The 13,391-nt window shown below is 69.6% G+C and carries 7 protein-coding genes; 2 read left to right on the forward strand and 5 right to left on the reverse strand.

Annotated features, from left to right (window positions below):
• Positions 1-9: 9 nt before the first annotated feature.
• From VT85_RS18355 to amrB, 5 genes are all read right to left on the reverse strand, one after another.
• Positions 10-4,485: a DEAD/DEAH box helicase gene (locus tag VT85_RS18355; RefSeq protein WP_068418604.1), complete on the reverse strand. Its 4,476-nt coding sequence runs from the start codon at positions 4,483-4,485 to the stop codon at positions 10-12.
• A gap of 104 nt (positions 4,486-4,589) precedes the next feature.
• Complete coding sequence (locus VT85_RS18360; RefSeq protein WP_068418607.1) at positions 4,590-5,930, reverse strand: serine/threonine-protein kinase; 1,341 nt, start codon at positions 5,928-5,930, stop codon at positions 4,590-4,592.
• Between the two features lie 79 nt (positions 5,931-6,009).
• Entirely contained in the window at positions 6,010-6,945 is a 936-nt protein-coding gene (locus VT85_RS18365) for a PP2C family protein-serine/threonine phosphatase (protein WP_197490859.1), read from the reverse strand.
• Between the two features lie 124 nt (positions 6,946-7,069).
• Complete coding sequence (locus VT85_RS18370; protein ID WP_068418610.1) at positions 7,070-7,828, reverse strand: PIG-L family deacetylase; 759 nt, start codon at positions 7,826-7,828, stop codon at positions 7,070-7,072.
• 222 nt (positions 7,829-8,050) lie between these two features.
• Positions 8,051-9,310 carry an AmmeMemoRadiSam system protein B gene (gene amrB, locus VT85_RS18375; protein ID WP_068418613.1) on the reverse strand — a complete coding sequence of 420 codons (1,260 nt, stop codon included), beginning with the start codon at positions 9,308-9,310 and terminating at the stop codon, positions 8,051-8,053.
• 576 nt (positions 9,311-9,886) lie between these two features.
• Here amrB and VT85_RS18380 point away from each other — a divergent pair.
• Positions 9,887-10,780 (forward strand): hypothetical protein, encoded by an 894-nt coding sequence (locus VT85_RS18380; protein ID WP_068418616.1) that lies wholly within the window; start codon positions 9,887-9,889, stop codon positions 10,778-10,780.
• 323 nt (positions 10,781-11,103) lie between these two features.
• Positions 11,104-13,389, forward strand: coding sequence for an NfeD family protein (locus tag VT85_RS18385; protein ID WP_082859008.1), 2,286 nt, complete (start codon positions 11,104-11,106; stop codon positions 13,387-13,389).
• The last annotated feature ends 2 nt before the right edge of the window (positions 13,390-13,391 follow it).

The raw sequence follows: 13,391 nt of genomic DNA on the forward strand, positions 1-13,391 counted from the left end.
CTCGGCGGCTCAGATCCCGCCCGGGGACCAGGCGGCGTAATAAGTCAGGGCCGGATAGTCGCGGACGAACCCCAGTTCGGTGAGCCGCTCGGCCGCCGCGCTCGCCACGGTGGGCTGGCCGTTATAGGTCTCGACCTTGAAGACCCGGCGCTCGGGAGACGCCATATCGAGGACGCGGGCCAGCGCCGCGTCGAGTTCGGCCTTCGAGGCCGACGCCAGACCCGTAAGCCGCTTCCCGTAGGCTTCCAGGATCAGGATCGGCCGCCCTCCGCGCAGGACCAGGAAATTCCCGGTCGAGCGGATCAGGCGGGCGGCCCCCCCTTCGAGCAAGGGGATGTCGAGCGGGGCTCCGGCCCCGTAGAGATTGGCGGGATCGGCCGCCGAGATCAGGATCTCGAGGGCGTCGCGGCCCGTCGCCGCCGCCAGGGCCGCGAGCCCTTCGGCAGCCTCCTCGGTCGCGTACTGGACGCCCGAAAGCCCCTCCACGAAGTAGCCCCGGCGGATCTCGCCGCGTAGCTCCAACCGCGCGAGGTGGGGGTACAGGGTCGACCAGGGGGGGGCCCAGGCGTCGACCGCCGCCGTCTCCCGCGCGAGCACCCCGTATCGTGCGAACAAGGCGTCGATCCACGCCAGCGTCCGCTCGTCCGACTCGACGGCCGGGACGACGAGCTCCCATCGGCCCTCGGGACGAGACGGTTCGACGCGCCGAGAAATTCCACGCCGCCGACCGCCGCGCGAGGCTCCCGCGGAGGTCCGGTCGACCACGTCCAGAACCTCGAAGGCGCCAGGACGGAGCGGGTCGAATCGGTCGTTGGCGACCGCGCCGCGGTGCAACAACGATCGCAGGGTCCGCCGCAACGACAAAAGATCGACGCCCGAAGCCCGCGCCAGGTCGGCGGCGAACGACGCGCCGCGCCGTTCCAGCGCCTCCAGGACCTTGGGCTCGTCGTCGCTCAGGGGCGGGGCGTCGGTGGGCTCGGGCCAGCCCCCGGCGAAGCCGCGCGGGACGATCGCGACCAGCGGCGTCTCGCGGCCGTCCGTCGCGGCCCGCCAGGTCCAAGCTCCCCGTGCGAGCGCCTCGTCCAGCCAGGATCGCTGGTAGCCGACGACCCGCCTCGGCAGGAGTTCCTCCTCCCAGAATTCCGCCGTCGCCGCGAAGCCCTGGAACTGCTCCAGGACCGCCTCCACCCCTTCGATCCCCGAGAGCCGGGTCTCCGGGTGGACGTGCTGCCGGCGGGCGAAGAAATCGGCGAATACCTCGGGCGCGACGGCGACGCTCTCCTTCCGCCTTTGCGCCAGCGTCAGGCGCTGGATCTCGGCAAGGTTCTCGCGCTCGGCCCACCGGGGACCGTCGTCCCCCTCCTCGATCTGGACGACGTCGCTCGACTCCACCCAGGCTTCCAGGAGCGTGCGGGCGGTCTCGGGGGGGATCGGATACCGCCGGATCAGGTCGGCCAGCCCCACCAGCGCGTGGGTCTTCAAGTAGCGCCGGACGATCGTCTCGACGGCCTCCGCGTCGGGCGCGGCTTCCGGCGCGAAGGCCGACGCGTAAAGCGCCGACTCCTCGGCCGAGATCCAGCGGCCGGGTTCGCTGGTTCCTTCCAGTTCGATCCGGGCCGCCCTCCCCTGCCCGGCCAGGTCGACCGCGAACGCCTCCATCGGCCCGGCCAGGTCGGAGGCCGCGAGGTCGCCCAGGGTGCGGAGCGTCTCGGCCATCTCGTCGGCGGTGCGCGGCGGGCGTCCGCGCTGGCGGAGTCGGCCCTCCACGCGGCCGACGGCCTGCTCGTCGAGCCCCCGACCGGCTTCCAGGCCGTGCAGCAGGCCGTCCAGGAGGTCGACGTCGATCGTCGCCGAACGGGACTCGTCGGGCTTGCGGCGGGGCTCGTCCCACTCGTAGATGTAGGCCGCCGTGAACTGGAAGACCAGGTCCGACGCGAACGGCGAGGCCAGTTCGTCGGCCCGCTTCTCGACGCGGATCGTCCCGGCGGAGACGGCGTCCAGGAACTCGCGGAGGCGGGGCGTCTGGAGGTCGTCGTCCAGGCACTCGCGATACGTCTCGACCACGATCGGGTGGTCGGGAAACTCGCCGACGACGCCGAGCAGGTCCTTGGCGCGGAGCCGTTGCAGCCAGAGCGGCGTGCGCTTCGAGGGGTCGGGACGGGGCATCAGGAGGGCCCGCCCGGCGTTCTGCCGGAACCGCAGGCCGAAGAGGGAGGTGTCGGGGAGCACGCGGCGGATCAGCCGCTCGGCTTCGGCGCCGTCGAGGCCGTCGAGCAGGTCGAGCGGCGGCTCCTCCGTCTGGGGCAGGCGAAACAGCAGGCCGTCGTCGCCGTGCAGGCAGGACGCGGTGAATCCGTATCGGTCCTGGATCCGCGCCAGGAGCGCGAGCTTCAAGCCCAGGTGCATTCGGCCGTAGGGGGAGAGCACGGCGAGGGCGGTCTCGCCCGTCGGGTCGCGGAAGCTCTCGACGAGGATCGTACGGTCGTCGGGGACCACGCCCGCGAGCCGCCGCTGCCGGGCGACGCGGCGGATCAGCAGACGGGCCGCGGCGGGTTCGAGGCGGCACTCCCGCTCCAGCCTTGCGGGCAGACCGGGGTCGTCGAGCCCCTCCGCGATCTCGCGGGTCAGGACGCCGACGGCTTGGCCCAGTTCCATCGAACGGGGGTTGGTTTCGCCTCGCCAGAAGGGCATGACGACCTGGCTCCCCTCGGCCGGGCCGACGATCACCTTGTGGACGTCGATGACCTCGATCCGCCAGGCGCTGTTGCCCAGCATGAAACTCTCGCCGACGCGACGCTCGAACACGAACTCCTCGTCCAGCTCGCCGAGCTTCGGCCCCCCTTCGCCCAGGTAGACCGGGAAATGTCCGACGTCGGGGATCGTCCCGCCCCCCGTCAGCGCCAGGCGGGAGGTCCCGGGCAGCGCCCCGAGTTGATTGTGGACGCGGTCCCAGGCGACCCGGGCGCGAAGGTCGCGGATCGAGCCGGTGGAGTAGCGTCCCGAGACCAGCCGGAGCACGCGTTCGAAGGCGTCGGCGGAAAGTTCGCTGAAGGAGTAAGCCCGGCGAACGAGGTCGTAAAGCTCGGAGGCGTCCCAGCGATCCATCGCCACGCACGCCACGACCTGCTGGGCCAGCACGTCCAGGCAGTTGCGGGGGACGCGGAGCGGCTCGATGTCGCCGGCGAGCATCGCCCGCGCCAGGGCCGCCGTCTCCAGCAGGTCGCTCGGCGTCTTGGCGATGAGTCGCCCCCGGCTGATCCCGCCGACGAGATGGCCCGATCGCCCCACGCGCTGGAGCCCCCGCGCGACGTTGCCGGGAGATTCCACCTGGCAGACGAGGTCCACCTCCCCCATGTCGATCCCCAGCTCCAGCGAAGCCGTGGAAACGACCGCCTTGAGGTCCGCCCGCTTGAGCATCTCCTCGGTCGTCCTCCGCTCGTCCAGGCTGAGGCTGCCGTGGTGGGCGCGGAAGGGGGTTGCGACGGGCTCGTCCGATTCTCCGGGCGCCTCACGCTCGACGTCGCGGGTCGCCAGCTCGTTCAGGCGGGCCGTGAGCTTCTCGACCGTCCGGCGGTTGTTGGCGAAGACGAGGGTCGAGCGGTGCTCCTCCACCAGCCCCAGCACCCGGTCCTCGATGGCCGGCCAGATGGAACCCGGGGGGCCGAGTTTCCCGCCGTCCTCGCCGGAGGGCCAGATGACCTGCAAGTCCATCGGCTTCCGGCCGCCGGCGTCGACGATCTCGACGGGACGGAACTCGCCGCCCTGCGCACCATCGGGTCGGACCCCGCCCAGATACCGCGCGACTTCCTCCAGCGGCTTCTGCGTGGCGGAAAGACCGATGCGAGTGAAGGGCCTCCCCGCGCCGAGAGCTTCCAGGCGTTCGAGGAGCAGGGACAGGAAGACGCCGCGTTTGTCGCCGCAGAGGGCGTGGATCTCGTCGACGACGACGTGCGACACCTCCCGGAGCGTGTCGCGGGCCCGCGAGGTCAGCATCAGGTGGAGCGACTCGGGGGTGATGATGAGGATCTCGGGCGGCTTGCGGAGGATCCGCGCCCGCTCGCTGGCCGGCGTGTCGCCGCTCCTGACCGCCGTGGACAGCGGCCGCAGCGGCGTCCCCGACGCCTCGGCTTCCTCCAAGATGCCTTCGAGGGGCGTCCGCAGGTTGCGATGTACGTCGGCGTTGAGCGCCTTGAGCGGCGAGACGTAGAGGATGCGGACGCCTCGCCCCCGCTCGGGGGATCGCCAGAGGAGGTCCAGCCCGGCCAGGAACGCGGCCAGGCTCTTGCCCGAGCCGGTGGGCGCGGCGATCAGCGTGTTTCGGCCGGCGGCGATCGACCGCCACCCCAGGCGCTGGGGGAGCGTCGGCTCGCCGAGGGTCGAGCGGAACCAGTTCGCGACCGGGGGCAGGAACAGGTCGAGGACGTCGGAATCCCCCGGGGCCTCGGTCGCGCCTCGCCCACCTCGCTTCTTGCGTCCCGACGACATGATGCCTCACGATCCCCGAGCATCGCTCGACCGGCCGGCCGGGGCGGACCTCCCGCCCCCCCCCTCCATGATACGGAGGTTCACCGTCGGGTCCATGAGAGGGGTCAGGAATGCCGGAACAGCGCGATGGCGATGATCGCGATCAGGCCCACCGCCATCGCGATCAGCGTGAAATGGATCAGCCAGCGCGCGTCGCCGAACGGATCGGTGCGGGGCTCGCGCACGGAGTTCGGCCGGATCCGGGCGGGGATCGGGGGGGGCGGCGCGCGATGCCGGGGCGCCGGCGAGGGCTCGGCGTCGCCCAGGTCGCGGAGCGAGATCACGCTGGGACTCGCGTCGGCGACGAGCAGCCGCAGGTCGTCTTCCTCGAGGGTCGGAGGGGGGGGATGGAAGGCGTGGCCGGCGTCGGCGGCGGGACCGAGCAGCGAGCGGACGCGGAGGGGGTCGGTCCACCGCTCCAGGTCGACCCGGAGTTCGGCGCAGTTCTGGTAGCGTTCGGCGGGTTCCTTCGCCATCAGCTTGCGGACGACGGCGCCGAATGCGGCGGGGACCCCCTTGGCGACCCGCTCGATCGGCTCGGGGTCCTCCATCCGCTGCTTGAAGATCTTGTTGATGGCGTCGCCCCCCTCGAACGGGGGTACGCCCGCCAGGGCGAAGTAGAGCGTGCAGCCCAGGCTGTAGAGGTCGCTGCGGACGTCGGCCCGGGTGGCGTCGCTGAGCTGCTCCGGGCTGGCGTAGTCGAGCGTGCCCAGGAGCGTATTGGCGCGGGTGAGCCCGGCGTCCTCGCCCAGGGCTTTCGCCAGGCCGAGGTCGAGGATCTTCGCATCGCCTTCGGGCGTGATCATGACGTTCGAGGGCTTGATGTCGCGATGGACGATCCCCACCGCGTGGGCCGCCTCAAGCCCGCTCAGGATGCGCAGGAACAGGCGGGAGGCCGAGGCGACCCGGAGCGGGCCGTAGCGCTCGCTCTTGACCATGTCGTACAGGCTCAGGCCCGGGATGTATTCCAGGACCATGAAATGGACGTCGCCGTCGTTGCCGAACGTCAAAGTCCGCGCGACGTTGGGGTGGTCGCATCGCATCGAGAGTTCCATCTCGCGCTTGAACCGCGCCAGGCTGTTGGTCTCCTCCTGGGCGCGTCGAGGCGGGAGGACCTTGATCGCGACCTTCCGGCCGTCTTCCTCGTGGGAGGCGAGATAGACCTTCCCCATGCCCCCTTCGCCGAGCGGGCGGAGGATGCGATACCCCCCCAGGATGAAGCCGCGGACGGCCCCCGCCAGCAGTTTTCGGGCCTGGTACTGGGTCAACAGGCCCTGCTGGACGAGCCGGCGGGCGAGCCCCTCCACGTCGTCGCGGCCGCCCCGCGCGCGATGGGGCGCGAGGTCGGCCCGAGAGACGAGGCCCGACCGCTCCGCGCACTCCAGGAACTCGTCCCGACCGATCATCGCCCGACCTTCATCGCCTGGGATCGCGGTGGCCCGCCGGAATCCTCCCGCGGCCCCTCGCGCCGAGGGGCGGGGCGGGCTAGGACTGGGCCACGACGTGGACGATCAGGCATGTGACGTTGTCCTTGGAGTCGTTCGCCAGCGCCAGATTCTTGAGCAGCACGGCCGCCTCCTGGGGGTCCTCGACGGCCCCCAGGACCCGACCGATCTCCTCGTCGCCGACGACGCCGGTGAGGCCGTCGCTGGCCATCAGGAAGCGGTCCCCCGGCCGGACGTCCAGGACCCGGAAATCCTCCGGGCCGCTGCGGGCGTCCTTGCTCCCCAGGTAGAGGTAGAGGACGTTCTTGAATTTGTGGTTGCGAAGCTCGTCGGCCGTGATCGTCCCGGCGTCGAGCAGGGCGTCGGCCAGGGAGTGGTCCTTGGTCAACCGCTCCAGGACCCCCTCGCGAAGGCGATAGGCCCGCGAGTCGCCGATGCCGGCGACGTACACCTTGTCGGGGCGGAACTGGGCGAGGACCACGGTGGTCCCCATGTTCGAGAACTCGGTCATCGCGCCGGAGCTGCCGAGGATCTCCTGATTGACCGTCGCCACCGCCTCGCGGATCGCCTCCTGGACGTGTCGGGGCTCGGCCTGGTCGACGGGGAGCCGCTTGGCGACCTCCCTGGGGATCAGCTCGACGGCCATCAGGCTGGCCTGCTCCCCCCCCTGCTGCCCCCCCATGCCGTCGGCGACGATGAACAGGTTCGAGGGCTCCAGGGTCATCGCCGCGTGCTCGGCGCTGTCGTGGAGCACGTCGTGCCGGACCGGGCGGCGACCGGGGACGAAATAATTGTCCTCGTTGTGCTCGCGGTAGTTCCCGCGCACCGAGACGACCCCCACCCGCAGGCGGAGCCGGCCGGGGTCGAGCGTGAGCGAGGAGAGTGTGGCGAACTCGTCGGTCGCCTCCGGGTCGTGGCCGGCCCGTCCGCCGAACGTCTGCTGCCACCATCGTTTCAGGCTGGATAACACGGCCACGAGAACCGCCTTCGTCTAGTTTTCGACCGCCACTCCGCCACTCCGCCGGCGGCGCGGTGCCCTGGTCCGTCGCCCCGGACCGGACCGCGTCTGCGATAAGGTCACGTCCGGCCGACCGTCGGGGTCAGGTTCGCGCGTGGGTCGGACTCGCCCAACGCATGAGGTCGTCGACGCCGACCGACCTGTAAGTCAGGAACAATTCGCCCGCCTCATATCCGGCCGTCAGCCCGTGATACCGATTCATCGTCTCGACGGCTTTGTAGATCCCTACTTTCTTGGCGGGGAACTGTGTCTGGTAACAACGGACGGCGTCCAGTTTCTGTTCGAGGGTGCTCCCCATATCGGCGATGATGAAGCCCGACGCTTCGGGCAAGTCTAACCCATGCAGCGCCAACGGAAAACTCAATTGGTTTAGAATTGTATGGGGTGGAAGGCCGTCGAAATACTCGTCCCATTTCGTCAGCCGGCTGTAGAACACCGCCGCGTCGGTGATCAGCATCGCCTGGTAATGATCGGGAGAGGCCATCACCGTCTTGCCGCCGAACCCGAGCACGACCTTGGGGCGATGCCGCCGGAAGACCTTGGCCAGGGCCACCCTCGCCTCGAAGCAGTCGAACAGGCGGCGGTTCGGCAGGTTCAGGTTGATCCGAGTTTGGACGCCCAGGATCTCGGCGGCCTTCCGCGCCTCCTCCAGGCGGACGTCGGGACCCGGCGAGCCCGGGGTGGGCTCGCCGTCGGTCAGGTCGACGATCCCCACCGCGTAGCCCTTATGGGCGAGCTTGGCGAGGGTGCCGCCGCAGGCGATCTCGATGTCGTCGGGATGCGCGCCGACGGCGATCAGGTCCAGTTCCACGTCGGCGGGGCCGGGTATGCCTTGATCCATTTTTCGAATCGAACCTCGTGAATCCGCCGTCGCGGCGTCGCGCAGGGGATCTACCAACGGCCGAATCGGCCGACCCCGGCCTGAACGCCGGACGTCTCGCCCGTCGGGCCATCCTCCGCCGCCGGGACCGCCTCCAGAATGACGTCTCTATTGTAGGGCGCGGCCGGCTCAGGGGCCAGACGTGAAGCCGGTTCGGGCGTGACGACGTCGGCTGCGGGGGCGTCACAGGGCCTCGCGAAAGATCATGCTCGCGAACGAGACGCACGCTCGGCCGCGCTCGTCGACGGCCTGGTCGTATCGGAGGACCTCGCCTTTCGACGGGCCGATGGCGTGCAGCATCGTATAGGTCGCGGCCAGCCCGCAGACCCGCCAGCGGTCCCCCACGTCAGCGACCGCGCGAAACCAGCCCTCGGGATCGACCGCTTCGGCCCGGTCGAGCAGCGCGCGGTCGAACGCGCGGATGCGGCCCCGAGATTCCTCGTCGACCGGATCCGGGTCGCCGAACTCCGGCCCCACGTGGCAGAGGTCCACGCCGCCGATGTACGCGACCTTCCGTCCGCTCGCCGCTTCCGCCCCGCGCAATGCGTTGATGAACCGCGCGATCTCCGGGTCGGCGATCGGGTCTACCCGACGCTTCAGCAGGTCGTGGAACGAGCCGACCAGGATCGGCACGATGGTGAACGGACGGTCGCCGAGGACGTGCCGGAGGAAGACCGCCTGAAACTCGATCGAATGCTCGGTCCGATGCGTCAGCTCGTCGTTGAAGAGCTGATCGCCGCACTCCCGCACGAGGAGGTCGACGAACGCCTGGTCGGTGCGCGCAGGGCCGAGCGGGGTCGCGAAGTCCTTCCGAGTCAGGACGAACCGGCTCCGACAGGCCTGGTGGGCCACGCCCAGGATCACGAACACGTCGGCGTCGCACTCCTCGACCAGACGCTTGTAAGCCCAGGTGTAGACCGGCCCCCCCCGACCGAAGTCGATATGCGGGCTCACCACGCCTCGTAATCGTGGCGCCGGGAGCGCCCCGTTCGACGTCGGTTTCGGTGCGGCGAGGGCGAGCCGTCCCGCCCCTCCTCGAGACCGGAAGAAACGGTTGAGGTCGGCCGCGAGTCGACGGGGCTCCGATTCATAGGATCGACCCGCCAGCGCCGCGGGCCGCTCGGTCGCGTCGCGGAACGCCTCGACGGCGGCCTCGTACGTCGGCCCTTCGAAGGCCAGCGAGCGGTCGAGATCGTCGACGAGCTTCCGCAGAAATCCCGCGTCCACGCGCAGCGAGGTCGCCTCAAGGATCAGGCGCTGGACGTCCTCGACGGTGTTCCGGCCGTCGAAACGCCGGACGACGTGCAGGTAGACGTCGATGGGCAGGACGATCGGCGATGGGCAGAATCGCGACGGGTCCTCCAGGACGACGAGGGCCTGGCCTTCCCAATCCTGACGACGCGGGAGCAGGGGGCGAAGCCGGGGGCGTTCGGGTGCGGCCATGAGTCGTCCGGATCTCGAAGCGGGTTCAAGGGAGGATCATCACCGAGACCGACTTCGAGATTTTCAAGGGCCGCCCGCCCCCGGTCAAGTGATCGACGTCAACCGTCCCGGCGCGGGCCTCGCGGCTCGATCGCGATCAAGGGAAGCGGCCAGGACGGGGGGGACATTTCCTGAATGGGATGAGGTCGCATGGCGCTCTCCTTCCTCGTTCGGGGCGTCGAAGCTTGGCCGGTCCACTGGTTTCGAGTGTTTTCATTCGCAAGTCTTGAGCCCTTGCAATGAAAAATCGCAAGACCTTACCAGCAAACTTCTTGTGTACGATTTCCCCTCCGGTTTCTCCCCAGCTTCCGCCCCATGTCCAGGCGTCGTGGCGAGAAAATCGGCAGGCTTCCGCCGGGGCGGGAGTTCGCCGTGAACGGCGGGACGAGCCGCACCGGGCTGCTCTGGTGGGAATCCGCGGTCTTTGGTAATTAGACCTCAAGGGAGGGCCCGACGCGCGCCGAGAGGGCGACGGGTCCCGGATCGGAGGGCCGCTGGCGCCCGGGACGAGTCGCAAGGATGGGGAGGGATTCCAGAATGGCACGAGGACTGACCATCGGGGCGAGCGGACTGCTGACGGCCTGGACCGTCGGAGGGGCGCTCGCGTTCGGCCAGGCCCCCCAGCCGGCGGCCGCGTCTCCGCAGGCCCAGGAGCCCGCCCAGGCCGCGCCCGTCGCCCCGGGGACGGACGTCGACACCCTGCTGAAGCGTTGGGAGAGCCAGAGCACGAAGCTCAAGACCCTCGACGTCACCATCTTCCGGACCGACGTCATCCCGGCCTGGGATGAAATCGAGTACTACGAAGGTCGGGCCATCTTCAAGAGCCCGAACCTGGCTTTCATCGACTTCAAGAAGATCAAGCAGGGCGAGGACAAGCGGCCGATCAAGAAGGCCGACGGCGAGGCGTGGGAGAGCACCCACGAGGAGCGCATCGTCTGCACCGGCACCGAGGTCTGGCAGTACAAGACCGATACCAGCCAGATCTTCATCTTCCCGCTGGAGAAGGATCAGGCCGAGAAGGCCATCGAGGAGGGCCCCCTCCCGTTCCTCTTCAACATGAAGGCCGAGGAGGCCAAGAAGCGCTACACCATCGGCCTGATGGCCACGCCCGACGACAAGAGTTACGGCGTCAGCATCAAGCCCAAGCTCGACGTGGACCGGGAGAGCTTCAGCCAGGCCCTCGTCCAGCTCGACCGCCGATTCATGCTCCCCATCCGAATCGTCCTCATCTCGCCCGACGGCAAGAGCCGCAAGGACTTCCGGCTCGATCCCGTGAAGCCGAACGCCGCCGTGAAGGATGAGAACTTCGAGGGGAAGGAATTCCCCAAGTGGAAGATCGTCCGCAACCCGACCGGCGAGGATCGCCCCCGGACCGCGCCCGCCGCCAGCGCGTCGCGTCCCGCCCCCGCCCAGTCGGCGCCCTTGCGCTGAGTCCGCGGGCCGCACCGCCACTCCCCCAGCGAGCCCTCCCCGCAACGGAGGGCTTTCTGCTGCGCGCCGTCCTGGACGAGACGGCCGCGGGCGGGACGGCGCGACCGTTGGTTTGACGGTCATTTCGCGGAGCCCTATAATCAGCGCGGTCGAACAGTCAGGGACGCATCCGACGCGAACCGCGACGTCGTCGGACGCCCGAGGACGTCCCGGGGCTCCGGCCCCGGCCTTCGTGCGAAGGCGCCCCGTTCCTCGGCGGCCGATCGGACGCGTGATTCCCGTAGACGCCCGGCGACGACGGTTTGCGGTGGGAGTCCGAGTTCATGCTACGCCCCCTTGTGATCCCCCGCCTCCACGCTCGCTCCGTCCTTCAGGCGACGGCCCTCGGCTGCTGGCTCGCGATCCTGGGCGACGCGGCGGCCCTCGCCCAGGCCCAGGCTCCTGGCACCCCAGACGAGTCGACGCCCGGTCAACTCTTCACGATCGTCGAGCCGATCACGCACGAGACGATCGCGAAGCTCCGCGCCCAGACCCGCAGCCTCGTCGACAAGACCTCGGGCGGCGCCCAGGGCCGCAGGGCGGTCCTGATCTTTCAGTTCATCCCCGGCGAAACCGCCCCCGGGACCAGCGACTTCGGGGCGTCGTACGACCTGGCGAACTTCATCGCCAAGGAGCTCGGCGGGGCCAAGCTGACCGTCGCCTACGTCCCCGAACCCCTCTCCGGCTTCGCCGTCCTGCCGGTCTTCGCCTGCACCGAGATCGTGATGGGCGCGCAGGCCAGCCTGGGGCCGATCACCCCGGAGAACCAGTCGTTCGACCCCGCCCTCCGCGAGCCCCTGCGGTTTCTGGCGGTGCGCAAGGCCCGCGACCCCGACCTGATCCTGGGCATGCTCGACCGCGACGCCGACCTTCGGCTCGTCCGCACCGCCGACAAGGGCGTGCACTACGTCCTCGCCGAGAACCTGCCCGAGTTCCTCAAGAACCACCAGGCGATCGACCAACCTTCCGCGTGGGAAGGGGGCCGTCGCGGCGTCCTCACGGCCGATCGTGCGCGTGAGGAAGGTTTGTGCAAGCGGGTGGCCGCGACTCCCGCCGAGGTCGCCCACCTGTATCGGATCGACGGCTCGGCCGCGATCGACGACCCGACGCTGGGGAGCCTCCTGCGCCCGGTCTGGATCCGGATCGACGGCCCGATCGAGGCTTCCAAGCTCTCGTACCTCGGTCGTCGGATCGAGCAGGCCCGGCAGGAGCGGGCGAACCTCGTCTTCTTCGAGATCGACAGCCCCGGAGGCATGGTCGAGGCCGCCGACGGCGTCGCCGACCTCATCGCCGGCATCGAGGACATGAAGACCGTCGCCTATATCAACGAGCGGGCGCTGGGGGTCTCGGCCCTGCTCCCGCTCGCCTGCCGCGACATCGTCTTCAAGGCCGGCGCCTCCCTGGGCGACGTCCGCCAGCTCATCACCGCCCGAGGGCGGCTGGAATCGCTCACCGAAGCCCAGATCGCCGGCCTCGCCGACAAGGCCGCGTTCCTCGCCTCCAAGAAGGGCCACCCCGAGGCCGTCGCCCGCGCGATGATCGACCCCGACGTCGAGGTCGTCGAGGCCCTCGATCAGACCACCGGCGCGACACGGCTCCTGTCGCGACGAGAGGCCGAGGCCGACCCGAACCGCTACGCGAACATCGAGACCCGCAAGGAGCCGGGACGGCCGCTCGCCATCGAGGCCGAGAAGGCTTTCGCCTTCGGCATCGGCGAGACCGTCCGCGACGTCGAGGAACTGAAGGCCGTCTACGGGCTCCAGGGGATGGCGATCCGCGTCGAAGGTCCGACCTGGGTCGACTCGCTCGTGACCCTGCTGACCGACCCTTACGTGAGTTGGCTCCTCCTGTTCGTCGGCCTCTTCATGATGGTGCTGGAGCTCAAGCTGCCCGGCATCGGCCTGCCGGCGATCGTCTCGTCGCTGGCGTTCATGCTCTTCTTCTGGAGCCACTACCTCAGCGGCACGGCCGACCAGCTCGAGATCATCCTCTTCCTCATGGGCCTGCTCTCGCTGGCCGTCGAACTCTTCGTCCTCCCCGGCTTCGGGATCTTCGGCATGTCCGGGATCGTGCTGATGCTCGCCAGCATCGTCATGGCGAGCCACACCTTCGTCTGGCCCACCCAGGAGTACGAATATCGCGAGATGGGGCTGACCCTCATCCAGTTGACCATCTCCCTCATCGGCGTGACCATCGGGGCGGTGATCCTGGCGCGGTTCTTCCCGGCCATCCCGATCTTCAATCGTCTCATCCTCCAGCCCGAGCCGAGGAACCTCGGCGAGAGCGTCGACCCGGCCGCCAAGCCCTCGATGGAGGGCTATGAGTCGTTCGCCTTCCTGATCGGCGAGACCGGGCGCACCACGTCCCCCTTGCGTCCCACGGGCAAGGCCCGATTCGGCAACCTCCTCATCGACGTCACCGCCGACAATTTCTACATCGAGCCCGATAGCCTTGTGGAGGTCGTCGACGTGCACGGAACGCGGGTCATCGTGAAGCTGTGGACCGGCTCCGGCGAATCGCAACTCGGGCTCGACCCGGAATTCGACGAGGACTCCCAGCCCCTCGGCTGAGC

The organism is Planctomyces sp. SH-PL62, from assembly GCF_001610895.1.
Lineage (GTDB): Bacteria > Planctomycetota > Planctomycetia > Isosphaerales > Isosphaeraceae > Paludisphaera.